The organism is Microbacterium sp. Mcb102, assembly GCF_024519805.1.
In the GTDB taxonomy this organism is placed as follows: Bacteria; Actinomycetota; Actinomycetes; order Actinomycetales; family Microbacteriaceae; genus Microbacterium.
The window spans coordinates 498,465-515,558 of record NZ_JALJRG010000001.1 but is presented as its reverse complement, the minus strand read 5'-3'; the positions used below and the strand labels follow the sequence as shown (position 1 = coordinate 515,558).

At 68.0% G+C, this 17,094-nt stretch carries 15 protein-coding genes, 1 tRNA gene, 1 other RNA gene and 1 pseudogene; 10 read left to right on the top strand and 8 right to left on the bottom strand.

Annotated features, from left to right (window positions below; all coding sequences use genetic code 11):
- Window positions 1–78 precede the first annotated feature (78 nt).
- Both OC372_RS02465 and OC372_RS02460 read left to right on the top strand, forming a co-directional pair.
- Entirely contained in the window at window positions 79–1,284 is a 1,206-nt protein-coding gene (locus OC372_RS02465) for a PLP-dependent aminotransferase family protein (RefSeq protein WP_262000830.1), read from the top strand.
- A gap of 9 nt (window positions 1,285–1,293) precedes the next feature.
- Window positions 1,294–1,593 (top strand): hypothetical protein, encoded by a 300-nt coding sequence (locus tag OC372_RS02460; protein ID WP_029263584.1) that lies wholly within the window; start codon window positions 1,294–1,296, stop codon window positions 1,591–1,593.
- A gap of 24 nt (window positions 1,594–1,617) precedes the next feature.
- On the opposite strand, the gene OC372_RS02455 is transcribed toward OC372_RS02460, so the two are convergent.
- The 3 genes from OC372_RS02455 to OC372_RS02445 are packed head-to-tail and all read right to left on the bottom strand — an operon-like array spanning window position 1,618 to window position 4,238.
- Complete coding sequence (locus tag OC372_RS02455; RefSeq protein WP_262000829.1) at window positions 1,618–2,802, bottom strand: acetyl-CoA C-acetyltransferase; 1,185 nt, start codon at window positions 2,800–2,802, stop codon at window positions 1,618–1,620.
- Entirely contained in the window at window positions 2,795–3,463 is a 669-nt protein-coding gene (locus tag OC372_RS02450) for a CoA transferase subunit B (protein ID WP_181156190.1), read from the bottom strand. Before OC372_RS02450 ends, OC372_RS02455 begins: the two co-directional genes overlap by 8 nt.
- A 1-nt stretch (window position 3,464) precedes the next feature.
- Complete coding sequence (locus OC372_RS02445; protein WP_262000828.1) at window positions 3,465–4,238, bottom strand: CoA transferase subunit A; 774 nt, start codon at window positions 4,236–4,238, stop codon at window positions 3,465–3,467.
- A 105-nt stretch (window positions 4,239–4,343) separates the two neighbouring features.
- On the opposite strand from OC372_RS02445, the gene OC372_RS02440 reads away from it, so the two are divergent.
- The 4 genes from OC372_RS02440 to OC372_RS02425 all read left to right on the top strand — a co-directional run bounded on the left by OC372_RS02440 (window position 4,344) and on the right by OC372_RS02425 (window position 7,389).
- Window positions 4,344–5,132, top strand: coding sequence for an IclR family transcriptional regulator (locus OC372_RS02440; protein ID WP_105709813.1), 789 nt, complete (start codon window positions 4,344–4,346; stop codon window positions 5,130–5,132).
- Between the two features lie 36 nt (window positions 5,133–5,168).
- A complete protein-coding gene (locus OC372_RS02435; protein ID WP_262000827.1) occupies window positions 5,169–5,606 on the top strand; it encodes a MarR family winged helix-turn-helix transcriptional regulator in 438 nt (145 codons plus the stop codon).
- Window positions 5,603–6,832 carry an MFS transporter gene (locus tag OC372_RS02430; protein WP_262000826.1) on the top strand — a complete coding sequence of 410 codons (1,230 nt, stop codon included), beginning with the start codon at window positions 5,603–5,605 and terminating at the stop codon, window positions 6,830–6,832. Before OC372_RS02435 ends, OC372_RS02430 begins: the two co-directional genes overlap by 4 nt.
- A gap of 74 nt (window positions 6,833–6,906) precedes the next feature.
- Window positions 6,907–7,389, top strand: a complete 483-nt coding sequence (locus OC372_RS02425; RefSeq protein WP_105709810.1) for a YbaK/EbsC family protein — start codon at window positions 6,907–6,909, stop codon at window positions 7,387–7,389.
- A gap of 112 nt (window positions 7,390–7,501) precedes the next feature.
- Here the strand turns inward: OC372_RS02425 and OC372_RS02420 are convergent, their stop codons facing one another.
- Entirely contained in the window at window positions 7,502–9,055 is a 1,554-nt protein-coding gene (locus OC372_RS02420; protein ID WP_262000825.1) for a DUF5979 domain-containing protein, read from the bottom strand.
- Window positions 9,056–9,310: 255 nt separating this feature from the next.
- Window positions 9,311–9,383: transfer RNA gene (locus tag OC372_RS02415), tRNA-Lys, on the bottom strand.
- A gap of 154 nt (window positions 9,384–9,537) precedes the next feature.
- Here OC372_RS02415 and OC372_RS02410 point away from each other — a divergent pair.
- Window positions 9,538–10,335, top strand: a complete 798-nt coding sequence (locus tag OC372_RS02410; protein ID WP_262000824.1) for an inositol monophosphatase family protein — start codon at window positions 9,538–9,540, stop codon at window positions 10,333–10,335.
- Between the two features lie 20 nt (window positions 10,336–10,355).
- Window positions 10,356–10,922: a hypothetical protein gene (locus OC372_RS02405; protein ID WP_029263594.1), complete on the top strand. Its 567-nt coding sequence runs from the start codon at window positions 10,356–10,358 to the stop codon at window positions 10,920–10,922.
- A gap of 24 nt (window positions 10,923–10,946) precedes the next feature.
- Here OC372_RS02405 and OC372_RS02400 read toward each other — a convergent pair whose 3' ends face one another.
- A complete protein-coding gene (locus tag OC372_RS02400; protein WP_262000823.1) occupies window positions 10,947–13,808 on the bottom strand; it encodes an HAD-IC family P-type ATPase in 2,862 nt (953 codons plus the stop codon).
- Between the two features lie 136 nt (window positions 13,809–13,944).
- On the opposite strand from OC372_RS02400, the gene OC372_RS02395 reads away from it, so the two are divergent.
- Window positions 13,945–14,544, top strand: coding sequence for a hypothetical protein (locus OC372_RS02395; protein ID WP_262000822.1), 600 nt, complete (start codon window positions 13,945–13,947; stop codon window positions 14,542–14,544).
- Between the two features lie 76 nt (window positions 14,545–14,620).
- On the opposite strand, the gene ssrA is transcribed toward OC372_RS02395, so the two are convergent.
- Window positions 14,621–14,990: a transfer-messenger RNA gene (gene ssrA / locus OC372_RS02390) on the bottom strand.
- A 141-nt stretch (window positions 14,991–15,131) separates the two neighbouring features.
- Here ssrA and OC372_RS02385 point away from each other — a divergent pair.
- Window positions 15,132–15,797 (top strand): SIMPL domain-containing protein, encoded by a 666-nt coding sequence (locus tag OC372_RS02385; RefSeq protein WP_262000821.1) that lies wholly within the window; start codon window positions 15,132–15,134, stop codon window positions 15,795–15,797.
- Window positions 15,798–15,803: 6 nt separating this feature from the next.
- Here the strand turns inward: OC372_RS02385 and hflX are convergent.
- A pseudogene (gene hflX, locus OC372_RS02380) lies at window positions 15,804–17,090 on the bottom strand (GTPase HflX); the annotation flags it as partial.
- Between the last annotated feature and the right edge of the window lie 4 nt (window positions 17,091–17,094).

The following is a 17,094-nucleotide window of genomic DNA, read 5'->3' as shown; positions in this document are numbered from 1 at the left end:
CGTTTCGGGACGGGTCTATCCTTGGCGACACCGCCGCACCGCTGTCCCCGCACTCACTCCTCCGAGGAAGAACCTCCGTTGACCACTGCCCCGCATGCCGCTGCCGCCGCACTCACCCTCCCTCCGCGTTCCCAGCGCGCAGGAAACGCCAAGACCTCGCCGGTGCGCGACCTTCTCGCGCTGACCGAGCGCCCGGAGGTCATCTCGTTCGCCGGCGGTCTCCCCGCGCCCGAGCTGTTCGACGTCGCCGGCATCCGGGCGGCGTTCGACGCGGTCCTCGACTCCCCCTCTGTGCTCCAGTACTCCACGTCCGAGGGAGACGCCCGGCTCCGGGAGGAAGTCGCCCGGCGCTACTCGGCGGACGGATTGCCCACCGCGGCATCCGACCTCATCATCACGACGGGTTCGCAGCAGGGGCTCGGCCTGATCTCGACGACGCTTCTCGACCCCGGCGACACGATCCTGGTCGAGGAACCGTGCTACCTCGCGGCCCTGCAGACCTTCGCGCTGGCCGGGGCGCGGGTCATCGGCGTCCCCTATGACGGCGACGAGCTGGATCTCGAAGCACTGGACAGGCTCGCCGCCGAGCACAGCCCGAAGTTCTTCTACACGGTCCCCACTTTCCAGAATCCCACCGGCCGCACGCACGGGCTCGATGCCCGCCGGCACATCGCCGCCATCGCACAGCGACGGGGATTCCGCATCATCGAGGACGAGCCCTACCGCCAACTGCGGTACTCGGGTGAGGCCCTCCCCTCGCTGGCCGAGCTCGCACCGGCGCACGTGATCAGCCTCGGCAGCTTTTCGAAGGTGATCGCGCCGGGGCTGCGCATCGGATGGATCCGCACGACCGCTGATATCCGCCCCGCCGTGACGATCGCGAAGCAGGCCGCCGACCTCCACACCTCCACCATCGACCAGGCAGCAGCCGCCCATTACCTCCTGTCGGGTCGCGGCGAACCCGCGCTCACGCGCATCCGCGAGGCGTACTCCGCCCGGCGCGACGCGATGCTCGACGCCCTACCCACCGTTCTGCCGACCGGCAGCACCTGGAACCATCCCGACGGCGGCATGTTCGTCTGGGCACGGCTGCCTGAGGGGATGGATGCCGCCGAGTCGCTCGGGCGCGCCCTGGCCCACGATGTCGCCTACGTACCCGGGGTCTCGTTCTACTCCGGAACGCCCGATCGGCGGACGCTCCGCCTGTCGTTCACGACCTACGCCCCTGACAGGATCAGGGAGGGCTTGTCAAGGCTCGGGACGACCTGGGGCACGGGAAGGTAGCGTGGGGGCATGCGCTACCTCTTCAGCACCGGACTCGTCGCTGCGATCTCTGCGGGAGTCTCGCTGCTACGCGGCACCCGCGAGCAGCCGATCACCTGGCGCTCCCTGCTGTCCTGGCTGAGCTGGGGCATCACGATGGCGCTCGCCGTCGGTGCAGTGATCGACATGAACCGCGAACGACGCGGTGTGCTCGTCGATGCCGACTCGCCGCAGTCGGTCAAGAAGGCGAAGAAGGCCCAGCGACTCCAGTTCCGCTCGCAGAAGGCACTCGCCGACACGCAGGATCACGCCAAGGACGCACGGCACTGACACCGCGCGCCCCGAGCGCATCGTTCACCGTGTGAGGATCAACGCCTCGCCCTGACCGCCGCCGCCGCACAGGCCGACCGCGGCGGTTCCGCCACCGCGACGCACGAGCTCGTGCACCGCGTGCACCACGAGTCGGTTGCCGGATGCACCGATCGGGTGTCCGATCGCGATCCCTCCGCCGTGGATGTTCACGATGTCCTCGTCCAGCCCGAGCTCGACCTGTGAGCGGGCCACGACCGCGCCGAATGCTTCGTTGATCTCCACCAGATCGAGATCCGAGGGTGCGATCCCCTGCTTCTCGCACGCACGCTCGATCGCACGCGCCGGCTGCGCCTGCAGGGAATTGTCCGGGCCGGCCGTCTGACCGCTGGCGCCGACGGTGGCGAGCACCGACCAGCCCTTGGCCACGGCCGTGCGTCGCGCGGTGACGACCACGGCCGATGCGCCGTCGGAGATCTGAGACGAGTTCCCCGCGGTGATCGATCCGCCCTCCGCGAAGGCCGCCCGCAGCCCACCGAGGGTCTCGACCGTCGTGTCGGGGCGCACCCCTTCATCCTTCGTCACGCGAACCGGCTCACCCCGGCGCTGTGGCACGTCGACGGCGACGATCTCGGCCTCGAACACTCCCGTTTCCTGGGCAGCGGCCGCGCGTTGGTGAGAGAGCGCGGCGACACGGTCCTGCGCCTCTCGGGTGAGCTCATATCGCGCGTTGTGGCGCTCCGTCGACGCGCCCATGCTCTCGCGGTCGTAGGCGTCGGTCAGACCGTCGTAGGCCATGTGATCGAGCACCTCGACGCTGCCGTACGCCCAGCCGTCGCGCGAGCCCATCAGCATGTGCGGTGCCCGCGTCATCGACTCCATCCCGGCGGCGACCACCACCTCGGCGTCGCCGGTGCGGATCATCCGAGCGGCGTCGATGATCGCGGTCAATCCCGACAGGCAGACCTTGTTCACGGAGTGGGCCGGCACGTCCCAGCCGATCCCGGCACCGATCGCCGCCTGCCGAGCGGCGTTCTGACCCGAGCCCGCCGCCAACACCTGTCCGACGATCACCGCGTGGACGTCACCCGGATCGATGGCGCCCTGTTCCAGCGCGCCTCTGATGGCGAAAGAGCCGAGCTGAGGAGCGGTGAAGGCCGCCAGCTGCCCCTTCAGTCGCCCCTGCGGTGTGCGAGCAGCGGCGACGATGACGATGTCGTTGTCATTCATGATGCGAGGTCCTTTCGTGGAGGAGATCCGGATGGATGGTGAGCGCCGGCTCGGTCGCGGCGATGACCTCGTCCACGCTGACTCCCGGGGCCGTCTCGACGAGCGTCAGCCCCTCGGGCGTGACGTCGATCACGGCCAGGTCCGTGATGATCCGGTCGACCACTCCGCGACCGGTCAGCGGCAGCGAGCACTCGTCCACGATCTTGGCCGATCCGTCCCTGGCCACGTGCTCCATCAGCACGATCACCCGAGCAGCACCGTGCACGAGATCCATTGCCCCGCCGGGGCCCTTCACCATCTTGCCCGGGATCATCCAGTTCGCGAGATCCCCGCTCGTCGAGACCTGCATCGCGCCGAGGATCGCGGCATCGATCTTGCCGCCGCGGATCATCCCGAAGCTGGTGGCCGAGTCGAAGAACGCCGCACCGGGCAGGGTCGTGACCGTCTCTTTACCCGCGTTGATGAGGTCGGGGTCCACGGCGTCTTCGTGCGGGTAGGGCCCGACGCCGAGAATCCCGTTCTCGGATTGGAGCACCACCGTGACGTCGCTCGGCACGTGGTTGGGCACGAGCGTCGGCAACCCGATTCCGAGATTGACGTAGGAACCGTCCTCCAGCTCGGCTGCCGCGCGGGCCGCCATCTGGTCTCGTGTGAGTGCCATCTCAGGCTCCTTCCACGGCGACGGTGCGCCGCTCGATGCGCTTGGGGATGTCCGTGCCCACCTCGACGATGCGATGCACGAAGACGCCGGGAAGGTGGATGCTGTCCGGATCGAGCTCACCCGGCTCCACGAGCTGTTCGACCTGAGCGATGCAGGTGCGTCCGGCCATCGCGGCCAGCGGGTTGAAGTTGCGCGCCGCCTTGTTGAAGACGAGGTTTCCGTGGCGATCGCCGCGGGAAGCGTGCACGAGCGAGAAGTCCGTGGTGATCGCCTCCTCGAGCACGAAGTCCGCCGGCGAGCCATCGACCTCGAATGTTCGGACGTCCTTCACCGGGGAGGCGACGGCGATCGTGCCGTCCGCGTTGTATCGGCGGGGCAGCCCTCCTTCTGCGACCTGGGTGCCGACACCCGTCTGCGTGTAGAAGGCCGCGATCCCCGATCCACCGGCCCGCAGCTTCTCGGCCAGCGTTCCCTGGGGAGTGAGTTCGAGCTCGAGTTCGCCGCTCAGGAATTGGCGCTCGAACTCCTTGTTCTCCCCCACGTACGACGATGTCATCTTGCGGATGCGCTGCGCGGCGAGCAGCACCCCGAGTCCCCAGTCGTCCACGCCGCAGTTGTTGCTCACGACGCTGAGGCCTTTCGTGCCCTGGGCCAGCAAGGCTTCGATGAGCGCGATCGGATTGCCGGAGAGCCCGAACCCGCCGACCGCCAACGAGGCTCCGTCGGGAATGTCGGACACGGCGTGCGCTGCCGAGTCCCATTGCTTGTCGATCACGTCTGCTCCTTCGAATTCGTGGCTCACTCCAGCATCCGCTCTTCGGCCCCCGGCGCTACGATCACGTCTTGCGATGTGGTCAGATACGGAGGTAGCGTCCACGATATGGAATCCACGGCCCGCTCCATCCCTGGTGCGCAGGCCATCGCTCGCGCGGCTCGTCTGCTCCGATTGGTGACCGCCGCCGGCGCGGAGGGCGCCAGCCTCCAGGACCTCGCCCGGGGCGCTGAGCTGTCACGCTCGACCACGCATCGCCTCCTCAGCGCGCTCAAGCTCGAGGGGCTCGTCGACCGCGACGCGGACAGCACCCGGTGGATGCCCGGTCCCGAGCTGTTCCTCATGGGTTCGGTCGCCGCTGCGCGCTACGACGTGACCACCCTGGCGCGGGACATCGTCCGGTCACTGGCGGTCAAGACCGAGGAGAGCGCGTTCTTCTCGGTGCGACGAGCGGACGAGACGGTGTGTCTGCTTCGCGAGGAAGGATCCTTCCCCATCCGCTCCTTCGTCTTGAGCGAGGGCGTGAGGTTCCCCCTCGGCGTCGCGAGCGCGGGTCTCGCGATCCTGGCCTTCCTCCCTGACCATGATGTGGACGCATATCTGGAGCGGCATCCCGACCTCGAGAGCGCATGGGGGCCGACACACAGGCCGCGCGCGCTGCGCACCCGATTGGCAGAGACCAAGGAACGCGGATACGCCGTCAACCCGGGCCTGATCGTCGAGGGCAGCTGGGGAATCGGCGCCGCCGTCTTCGATCGATCCGGGCGCCCGGAGTGGGCCCTCAGTCTGACCGGTGTCGAGTTCCGCTTCGGCCCGGATCGCATGGCGGAACTCGGTCGCACCCTGCTGGCGCACGCCCATCAGCTCTCGGCGAGGATAGCCAACGCCCGGCGCTGACCCTCCATACATACCATCCGATATATACTCTTTGGTATGAATCGCACGGACGTCATCGCTTCGCTGGTGCTCTCCGGCTACGCCCTGGGTCGCATAGCGGCGCAGGACGCCGGCAACGACGCGCCCGCCGCGCAGTGGCGGGTGCTGAGTCTCCTCGAGCAGGAGGGTGCCAGGCGCGTGGGCGAACTGGCCGCCGCTGCGCGCACCACCCAACCCGGCATGACCCGCCTCCTCGGCCTGCTGGAGCGCGAGGGGCTCGTGCTCCGCTCCCCCGACCCGGACGATTCGCGAGCGACCGTCGTCGACATCACCCCTCAGGGCACCGCCGCCGTCGCGGCCTGGCGCGCGGAGTTCCGCGAGATCCTCGCGCCGCGGTTCGCCGCCCTGAACGACGGCGACTGGTCCGCTCTCACCCGCGCGGCGGAGATCCTCGCTGCGCACACCGCCACGGAACGAACAGGAGAATCTCGGTGAACAACACCGCCACCCCTTCGGTGTGGAAGCAGCCGGCGCAGGTCTGGGCCGTCGCCTTCGCATGCGTCGTCGCTTTCATGGGCATCGGACTCGTCGATCCGATCCTCCCCGCGATCGCGGAGTCGCTCCAGGCGTCGCCGGTGGAGACCGAACTCCTCTTCACCAGCTACCTGTTGGTGACCGGCCTCGCCATGCTGGTGACCAGCTGGATCTCCAGCCGCATCGGCGCTAAGGCCACCCTGCTCATCGGGCTCGCGCTCATCGTCGTCTTCGCCCTCCTGTGTGCTCTGAGCGGCAGCGTCGATGCCGTCATCGGCTTCCGTGCCGGCTGGGGACTCGGCAACGCACTGTTCATCTCGACCGCCCTCGCGACGATCGTCGGATCGGCATCCGGCGGGAGCAGGGCCGCGATCATCCTGTATGAAGCGGCGCTCGGCCTCGGCATCGCGGTCGGGCCCCTGCTCGGCGGCCTTCTCGGCGAGCAGAGCTGGCGCGGCCCGTTCTTCGGCGTCGTCGTGCTGATGGCGATCGCCTTCGTCGCCGTGCTCGTGCTCTTGCGCGGACCGGGCGAGAAGCGGGTGCCGGTGCCCTTCTCCGCCCCGTTCACGGCGCTCCGACGCCCCGCCCTCGCGATCCTCGCGGTCGCCGCACTGTTCTACAACATCGGCTTCTTCGTGCTGCTGGCGTTCTCGCCGTTCCCCCTGGGCTTCGGCGCGATGGGAATCGGGTTCACATTCTTCGGCTGGGGCGTCGCTCTCGCGGTCACGAGCGTCTGGGTCGCGCCGGTGCTGATGCGCCGCATGCCGCGCACGCGGATCATCCTCGTGGTGCTCCCTCTGCTGGCGCTCGACCTCGTCGCCGCCGGGCTCGTCGTCGGGAACGCGGCCGCCCTCGTCACCTGTATCGTCATCGGCGGTCTGCTGCTCGGCGTGATGAACACCGTGCTGACCGAAGCGGTCATGGAGGCCACGGACCTCCCCCGGTCCGTGGCCTCCTCCGCCTACTCCGCGGTGCGTTTCCTCGGTGGCGCGATGGCTCCTCCGATCGCGGCGCTCCTGTGGCACGCGTTCAACGCGACAGTGCCGTACCTGTTCGCGGCGGCGTCTGTCCTCATCGCAGCGCTGACGGTGTTCCTCGGCCGGCGCGTGCTCGCGCACATCGACGACGAGCCTGAAGACGCCGCCGCTGAGGATGCCGCGGCGATCCTCGTGGGCGACGCCGCCTGAGGCGTCATGTCGGTGCCTGATCGGCCGCTGACGCCCGATCCGGCACCGACATCCCCCTCCGATACCGTGGGGCGATGAGCGAAGAAACGCCCCTTCCCGAGCGCAGCAGACTCGTGCAGCAGCACCTTGTGGATGCAGGGGTCGACACCACCATCCGCGTCCTGCCGGACTCGGCGCGCACCGCGGCGGCTGCGGCCGCGGCGATCGGATGCGACGTCGCCGCGATCGCGAACAGCCTCGTGTTCATCGCTGACGGAGAGCCGGTTCTCGTCATGACCAGCGGTGGCCACCGCGCGGACCTCGCCGTACTCACCGCGAGCATCGGTGCGCGGGAAGTGTCGATGGCGCCGGCCTCCGTCGTCCGCGCGGCGACGGGCCAGGCCATCGGCGGCGTCGCACCGGCCGGGCATCCGGCGCCGCTGCGCACCTTCCTCGACGACGCGCTCCAGGAACATGACGAGCTGTGGGCCGCAGCCGGCCACCCCCACACCGTCATGCCGCTCACGTTCGACCAACTGCGCCTCATCACCGGGGGCACGGTCATCGCCGTGGCTTGAGATTGCCTTGAGCTTCCCGGAGGGCGGTCTCCTGCCGCGTGACGCTCCACGCACGCGGCGGGGTCGAGACCGCGAAGCAGGTGCTCCGACGACCTCGACCCCGATGCAAGGATCAGCCCTGGGGCTCGCGCCGTCGAGCGCGCACGGCAGCCAGAGTGGTCAGCGCGATGCCGAGCAGAAGCGCGGCGCCGGCACCCCAGAGCATGACCGCCGGCACATCGCCACCGGTCGTGGCGAGGGAATCGCCGGTCAACGGCAGCTCCATCGGAGGCGTCACATCGGTCGGCGGCGTCACGGGCGTCTCCGGCGTGGGAGGCGTGGTCGGCGGGACCACCGGCGGCTTCTCCGTCGCGGTGTTGGTGAGCGTGATCGCGAGCGTCGAACCCCCGTAGACGGTGATCTGTGCCCCGCCGTCCGCGGTCGCGCGCACTCCGGTGCCCGAGAACACCGGCGTGCCCCATTCGATGCCGTCGACGGCGGGCGGCGTCAGCTCCTCGAGCGTGACGACGGTGCCGGCGGGGAGGCGAACGGGTGCGGTCGCCGCTCCCGCGGTCACCACGACGGTCTTCTCCACCACCGGGTCGCCGTAGCTGTAGCGGACCGTGTACTCGGCGTCCGCGGGCACGTCTGTGGCGCCGGAGCCGTCGACGGCTTTGGTCAGGGTGAACGCACCGGTGGCGGTTCCGTCTCCGGTGCCGCCACCCGTGAGCTGCCAGACCTCGCGGTCCTGCAGCACCACTCCGTTGACATTGGCGACATTGCTGAATGAGGTCCCGTCCGCCTGAGTGCTCGGTACCGTGAGGTACTTGACGAAGTACGTCCGTGCGGGATCGATCGCACCCGGGATCTCGAGGTGGAACGCCGTGCCGCCCTCGTTCCAGGCACCGGTCCAGTTCGTGATCGTCCGGTAGTCCTGCTGGTCTGCGTCGGTGCTCCAGACCGCGAGCTGGCCGTCTTGGTTGTGATGCTCTGCGACTTCACCGTTCGGCGCGGTCAGCACATCGTCGACGACGATCGACTCGACGCCGGGAAAACTCGCGCCCGGAAGCTCGAGCTGCCACGCGATGCTGCCGTCGTCCGTCTGCCATGACACCTTCTGAGGCTCCGTGGGCAGAGGCGGAAGAGGCGTGATCCCACCGCCCGGGATGTCGACGCGCGTGGTCTTGCCGTCGACGACGAACTCCACGGTCGTCTCCGAGGTCTGCTCGTCGGCGCTGGCCAGGAACCACAGCGAACCGTTGACGCCCGTGCGTCCGTTCACGTAGTCGGTGAGGGTGCAGGTCACCACCGGTGCCGCGTCGCTGCTGACGGCGCATTCGGCCACGATCTCCGTCGGGTCCTCGGTCGAGGGGACCGAGAATGTCAGGCCGGTTCGGGCGAACTCACGCGGAAGCGTGAACCCGAACGTCTCGCCGCCGAGAGCGCCATCCGGCACCGACCAGTCCGCGTCCACGCGCACCTGATCGAACTGCGCCAGAGTCTCATCGCCGTCCACGGTGGTCACCGTGATCGACGCAGGATCGATGGCCGCGGGATGGTCGTACTCGGCAGCGATGGCTGCGCCGGCGCCCACGCCCGTGACCACAGCGGTGAGTGCCGCCGCAGCGGCGGCGACGAACGTGATGGATGCGCGGCGCGATCGCGCGCGCCGATTACTTCTGTACACGGTGTTCCCCAGTTTCTTGTCGAAGCCTCACCGCCTCGGCCGTGCTGCTGCGCAGCGACGCATCCGATGGCGGTGACGCGGTTGTCCCCGTGTGAGAGACGGCCTCGACGAGAGCCCATTACGCGGTACACCGGCATTCTCTGCAAGCCCTCAGAAACCCGGACTTCGCGGGCCTGTCCGGATCGATAAGCGGACCGCGTGCACAAGAAAGCAGAAAAGCCCCAGAAACTGGCGAGAGTTTCTGAGGCTGTTCCGTGCACCCCCTCGGACTTGAACCGAGAACCCACTGATTAAGAGTCAGTTGCTCTGCCGATTGAGCTAGAGGTGCGTGGCCCGGGATAACCCCGACCGAGGAATTACATTACCAGCCGACCGCCCCCATGCGAAATCGAGGTGGGCCCGGGCGTGCCGGTGCCCGTCGCACTCGGAAACATGGCCGTTCGGCCCTCAGCGCCCGTTGTTCCGCCGACTATCCTGGGAGCGTGACCTCCTCCCCTCACGCCGATGACCTGCGCAGCGATCTCCTCCTCGCGCTCCGCCTCGCCGACGCCGCCGACGCCCAGTCGCTCCCGCGGTTCGATGCGGCCGACCTGGAGATCTCCACCAAGGCCGACAAGTCGCACGTGACCGACGCCGACCTCGCGACGGAGCGTGCGATCCGCACCATCCTCGAGACCGAGCGACCCGACGACGGGATCTTCGGCGAGGAGTTCGGCGCGCAGGGCGGGACGCATCGCCAGTGGATCATCGACCCCATCGACGGCACGGCGAACTTCCTCCGCGGCGTTCCCTTGTGGGGCACGATGATCGCTCTCGCGATCGATGGCGTCCCCCAGGTCGGTGTCGTCAGCATGCCCGCACTGGGTAGGCGCTGGTGGGGAGCCGCCAGCGAAGGCTCCTGGACCGCGACCGACGGCGAGCCCCGCCGACTCCAGGTCTCCACCGTGTCATCGCTCGACGATGCCAGTGTGAGCTTCCAGAGCATCGCGCAGTGGTCCGACGCGGGACGGCTCGACTCCCTCCTCCGAGTCGCGGCACGCGTCTGGCGCGATCGCGCCTACGGCGACGTGTACTCCTACATGCTTCTCGCCGAAGGGCGAATCGACATGGTCGCCGAATTCGATGTCAAGGAATACGACATCGCCGCGGCCGTGCCGATCATCCGGGAGGCCGGCGGGCGGATGACCGCCGCCGACGGCGCCGAGACGATATCGGCGCGCTCGACACTCGCCACCAACGGCACGCTCCACGATGAGTTCCTGAAGCTCATGCACGACTGATCCGAACCACGAGGCACAGGATGACCCTCCGCATCATCTCCGCCGCCGCAGGCGCCCTGGTGCTTCTTGTCGCCCTGACGGCGTGCGGAGCACCTGCGGGGCCGCAGGCCTCACCCACATCGGATGCGGTCCGCCCGAGCCCGGCTCCGAGCCCCGAGCCGGTGAGCTCCAGCGTCCCGGAGACTCCCGGCGAGCTCACGTGTGAATCCATGATCTCGGCGGGAACGGTTTCCGTGTTCACGGATATGGGATGGACCGCGCAGTCGAAGGAGTTCGTCGTCGGCGGGGTCGCGCTGACCGACGGGCTGCTGTGCTTCTGGGCCGACTACAGCGTCGCGTCCGACCACGGTCAGCTCTATGGCTGGGCATCTCTGAGTTCGGAGGACGCCGCGCAGGCCCAGTCCGGCCTGCTCTCCGAGGGGTGGAAGCGCGAGGACGGCCCGGACGGGGTGTACTTCACGGAGGATCCGCGATACGCGATGGGACTCGATGAAGACGGGTACGGGATGACGTATCTGTTCGGCGACGGATGGGTGCGCTTCGCGGACACACGTCAGGGGCTGATCCTCATCGAGTGGACCGGCTGAGCGCCGCTCGAGCTCGCGACATCGCTACGGCGCCGTACTCCCCATCGAACTCTCCAGGACGGGCCGGAAACCCCGGGCGACCGGTGGTGTCCAGAGCAGGACGACGATGAGGGCGGCGACCACGGCAGTGACGGCTGCTCCCCAGTCCCACCGGTCTCCGAAGACGAGCACGATTGCACTGAGTGCGAGCACGACCCCGAGGAAGAGCGTGAGCAACAGCCGCGAGAGCCCGCTCCCCCGGCGGATACCGGCGGCGACCGCGAACACCAGGAGACCGAACAGCGCGATGGCCGCGCCCGCGAGCGAGAACGCGGAGGCGCTCACGTCCGGGTCGTAGCGCCCGAGGAAGACCAGGATGCCGAAGCCCGTGGCGAGGATTCCGAACACGTACGAGAGCACGGCGACCGTCGTCGTGATGACGGCCGCCAGCCCACGCTCGGTACCGCTGCCCTGCTCGGGCGCCTGTGGACGCCCCGTCGTGGGCTCCTCTCTCAGGACGAGCCGACGATGCACGATGCGCACCAGTTCGATCGCCGCGATCATCACGACCGTGATCCCGGTGAGCGCGATCGCGAGGTCTTCCCCCGGATCGACGAGGACGAAGAACTGTCGCGCGAGGGGAAGCGAGAACACGGCGATGAGCAGGATGAACATCGCACCCACGACCAGCACCTTGAAGCGGTTGAGGGGGCGGGCGAGCACGGCCAGCACCCAGATGCCGACGACGGCGAGGATGACGGTCGCTCCGGTGCGCAGCTGCTCCTCGTGCGCCTCGAGACCGCGCGCGACGAAGGTGAACCACGTGAGGCCGAGCGCGACGATGATCCCCGAGGGAATGGCGAAGCTCAACGATCGCCGGAGGAATCCGGGCACATAACGCGCCGCGTTGGGCATCAGCGCGAGGAAGAACGCCGGGATGCCGATGGTGAGACCGTCGGTGATGGAGAGCTGGCGCGGGAGGAACGGGAACTCCAGCACGAACACCCCGAAGATGATCGCGAGAAGTGTGGCGTACACGGTCTTGTTCAGGAAGAGCATCGATACGCGTTCGATGTTCGCGATGACCTGACGCCCCTCCGCGACGACATCGGGCAGGTGCGAGAACTGCCCGTCGAGCAGCACCAATCGCGCCACCGCCTTCGTGGCGGGCGATCCCGTGTTCATGGCGATACCGATGTCGGCGGCCTTGATCGCGAGGGCGTCGTTGACGCCGTCACCGGTCATCGCCACGGTGTGCCCGCGACTCTGCAGGGCCGCGACCATACGCTTCTTCTGCTCGGGTGAGACGCGTCCGAAAACCAAGTTGGTTTCGAGCACGTCTGCGAGTTCGGCGTCATCATCGGGAAGGCGACGTGCGTCGAAGCCCTCCGCGACGTCCACTCCCACCTCTCGCGCGATCGCCGCGACCGTGCGCGGGTTGTCGCCCGAGATGATCCGGATGCCCACATCCTGCCGCGCGAAGTACTCGAGCGTCTGGGCGGCGTCGGGGCGTACCTGCTCTCGGAAGGTGAGGACGATGGCCGCGACCACACCATCCGGAAGCCGCTCGGAGTCGACATCCGCCTCGGACAACGCCGATTCCGCGTAGCCGAGGACCAACGTGCGTCGGCCGGTCTCTGCGAGCGCGGTGACCGTGCGCCCGAGTTCGGTCTCGTCAGATGTCGCTGCATCGCCGAACACCATCTCCGGTGCACCCATCACCCAGGTCCCGGCGACCTGTTCGAAGGAGACTGCGCTCCACTTGCGTGCGGAGGAGAAGGGGATGTATTCCGCGACCGCGAGCGGGGACCCGGCCGGATACACCGCTCGCATCGATCGCGCCGTGGCATTCGCATCCGGAGAGGCGGCATACCAGCCCAGCGCCGCCGCTGCCGCCTCCGCACGCTCCGACGTGAGCCCGGAGAGTCCGTGCGCTTCGTCGAACCCTATCTCCCCCACGGTGAGGGTGCCGGTCTTGTCGAGACATACGACGTCGACCCGGGCGAGCCCCTCGACCGCGGGCAGCTCATTCACCAGAACCTGCCTGCGTGCCAGTTTCGACGCACCGACGGCGAAGGCGATGCTCGTCATGAGCACCAGCCCGAGCGGGATCATCGCCGTCAGCGCGGCGATCGTGTTCACGACGGCCTGCACCCAGGCGCCGCTGGAGAACACGGTGGCGTACCCGCCCGTGACGATGATCTGCGCGTTCAGGACGAGCAGCCCCACCGGTCCGATCACCCAGCTCACCCACTTCAGGACCCGGTTGACCGACGAGCGGAGCTCGCTGGAGACGAGCGAGAAACGCTTCGCTTCGCCCGCGAAGTGGTTGGCGTACGAGTCGGCGCCCACACGGGTCGCTTGCGCGGTTCCCTCGCCGGCGACGACCACCGCGCCCGAAAGCGCCTCGTCGCCCGGCTGCTTCTCCACCGGGTCGGACTCGCCCGTGAGCATCGACTCATCGATCTGCAGCCCGCGCGCCGTGAGTATTCTGGCGTCGGCCGGCACCTGCTCGCCGGCGCGCAGGACCAGCACGTCGTCGAGGACGACATCGGTGGGGGCGATCTCCGCCTCCGCAGCTTCCCTGAGCACCAGAGCGCGCGGTGCGTTCATCAGTGCCAGGCGGTCGAGAGCCGACTTCGCTCGGAACTCCTGAACACAGCCGATGATGGCGTTCGCGAAGGCGGCGAGCCCGAAGAGCGCATCCTGCCACCGCCCGACCAGGAAGAGGATGAAGAAACACGCGAAGACGATGCCGTTGAACAGCGTGAAGACGTTCGCCCGCACGATGCTCCACGCGCTGCGGCTCGTGTCCGCCACGAAGGCGTTCGTCTTCCCGGTCGCGACGCGTTCGGCCACCTCCGCTCGGGTGAGACCGGTCGCGACAGTTTCGGGGGTCGATTCCACAGACCTCAATATAGGTCCCCGTCGGAACCAGCGGGTGCCGTTCGCGCCTCCCCGGCCGCTTGCCTCTGCTACTCTCTTGCTCGCTCCGAGGCCCTTCTGCTGTCGGACCGCTTCACCTCTCCCCGAAGGATGCTCCGTGCCCGACGAACGCCCTCTCCCTGCGCGTCCCACGATCTCTCGCCGCACCGTCATCGGCGCGGCGGCGTGGTCGGTCCCCGTGATCGCGCTCACGGCAGCCACACCGGCCCAAGCGGCGAGCGGAGGCGCGATCGACGCAACCGGCGTGGTCCTCGCCTTCACGGGCCCGCAGTGGAGTTCCGAGTTCACCCTGAGCGGTCAGCTCGCCCTTTCGCCGGCGCCCGCCGCTCCTACACAGGTCACAGCGACCATCTCCTGGCAGGGCACCGGTGCCAACTCCGGCGCACAGGGGCTCTACCTCTACGACGGAGGGTCTCCCTCCCAAGATGGAGGCATCAGCGGGTGGACACTCCTGCAGGGCGCTGCAGACGACCAGCTGTACAGCGTGTTCGTCTTCAGCACCGTCATCGCGGCAGGCACTCTGACGGTGCCGACCGTTTCGACCTATCTCGCCAACCCTGAGGCGGCATTCATGTTCGGCGCGGAGACACCGAACGGAGGGACCTCCTTCTGGGACGGCATCATCACGATCCGGTTCTCGGCAGCGGGATATGCGGATGCTGTGCTGGCGGTGCCCTATACGCAGACGGTGGAGTGACACGCCGTTCCCGCACACGAAAAAGCCCCGTGACCTCCTGGAAGGAGAGCACGGGGCTTCTTCTGTGACAACGGCTTGGTGGAGCTGGGGGGAATCGAACCCCCGTCCAACGCTGAGTCTCCACGCCTTCTCCGGGCGCAGTCTGTGAAGACGTTCTACTCGGCTCCGACCTTTGTCACAGACACCTAAGTCGACGAGCCCAGCCTGGGAAGAGTCCCACGTGACGTCCAGACGCCATCACGCAGCAAGATTCCTAAATGACGCCAGGATCCGTATCGGAATCACATACGGCCTGACGGACTATCGGGCTCGCTTATGCAGCGAGGGCGAAGTCGTTGCGCTTGGTTTCGGCAACTATTTTTTTGCAGAGAGCGTTAACGAGATAACTCTGCATCCTCGGCCCGCTTCTCGTGAATTCACAGGCGCTGTCGAAACCGATCAGCCCCGTGGTCCTTCTCTCGAAGGAGCCGCTGTCACACTATGGAATTACCATCCCGGGCGACGAACACCCGAGCATCACAGACTACAACGTTCACGGGCCATTCGCCATTCCGCAGGCGCCCGGAGCGCTGGCGTAGAGTCAGCGCATGAGCGAAGTCACCGTCACAGTCCGCGGCGAACACGAGGCGCGTGTCGCGCCGGAGCGCGCCACCATCCGGGTCAGCGTGCGGGGGGAGGGTTCCGAGCGCACGACCGTCGTCGAGCACGTGATGCGTTTGGCCGAGCCCGTACGCGGCAGCATCACGGAGCGGGCAGAGGAGGGCAGCGTCGTCGACTGGACCAGCAAACGACTCTCCGTGCGAGCCGAGCGACCCTGGAACAACGACGGCAAGCGCCTCGCACCCGTCTTCTACGCGAGCATCGACTTCACTGCGACATTCGCAGAGGCATCGGAACTCTCGATATGGGTCTCGGACATCTCGCCCTGGGACGGCGTCGAGGTGGGCTGGGTCGATTGGCACCTCACCCGCGTGACACGAACGCAGATCGAGCGGGAGGTGGCCGCCGAGGCCGTCAGCGTCGCCGTCACCCGCGCCAAGGCATATGCGGGGGCTCTCGGTCTCGACGAGGTCACGCCGCTCGAGATCGCCGATGTCGGTCTCATCTCGAGCGGGCAGCTGATGCCGGGTGCGCCCATGATGAAGGCTCGCGGAGGCGTGGCATTCGCCGCAGATGCAGCCCCGGCCATGGAATACGAGCCGGAGGAGATCGTCATCTCCGCGACGGTCGAGGCGCGCTTCCTCGCCCGGTGAGCCGGGTCAGTTGACGACGGTGAAGGGAGCGAGTTCTGCCGCGAGGCGCTCGGACACCCTCGCGTGCACGGCGGTGCCGGCCTCTCGATGCTCCACTTCGAGGAGCATCCCCGTCTCATGGATGGCCGCCACGAGGTCGCCGCGGTCATACGGGATCACCGCGTGAACCTCGATCGCCGGCTTCGGGAGTGCTTCCTCGATGACGGCACGGAGTTCGGCGATTCCCTCACCGGAGCGTGACGACACGAAGTGCGCGTGCGGCTGGAGACCGCGGAGCACCAGGCGTTCGTCGTCGTCGATCAGATCTGCCTTGTTGAAGACGACGATCTCGGGCAGGTCACGCACTCCGACATCGCCGAGGACATCGCGTACCGTCTGCAGCTGACCGGCCGGGTCGGGGTGCGACGCATCGACGACGTGGAGCACCACGTCAGCCTCTCCGACCTCTTCCAGGGTCGAACGGAAAGCCTCGACGAGCTGATGCGGGAGATTGCGGACAAAGCCGACGGTGTCGGTCAGCGTGTAGACACGGCCGTCTTCGGTCTCAGATCGGCGCACGGTCGCGTCCAGCGTCGCGAAGAGGGCGTTCTCGACCAGGACGCCGGCACTGGTGAGCGCATTGAGCAGACTCGACTTGCCCGCGTTGGTGTAGCCGGCGATCGCCACCGAGGGGATGGTGTTGCGTTTGCGCTCCGCACGCTTCGCTTCACGAGCCGGTCCGAAGTCACGGATCTGCCGACGCAGGAGCGCCATCTTGGTGCGGATCCGCCGCCGATCGAGCTCGATCTTGGTCTCACCGGGACCACGGGACCCCATGCCCGCACCACCGGCGCCGACCTGGCCACCGGCTTGTCGGCTCATGGAGTCGCCCCACCCGCGAAGACGAGGGAGCAGATACTCGAGCTGAGCGAGCTCGACCTGCGCCTTGCCCTCCCTGCTCTTCGCGTGCTGGCTGAATATGTCGAGGATCACGGTGGTGCGGTCGATGACCTTCACCTTGACGACGTCCTCGAGCGCGCGTCGCTGGCTCGGCGCGAGTTCGGTGTCGGCGATGACCGTGTCGGCCCCGACCGCGGCGACGATGACCTTGAGCTCCTGCGCCTTGCCGCGCCCGAGATACGTGGCAGCATCCGGGTGCGGGCGACGCTGCAGAACGCCATCGAGCACGACGGCACCCGCGGTCTCGGCCAGTGCGGCGAGCTCACGCAGCGAGTTCTCGGCATCCTCCTGCGCACCCTGCGGGTAGACACCGACGAGGACGACGTTCTCCAGGCGAAGCTGGCGGTACTCGACCTCG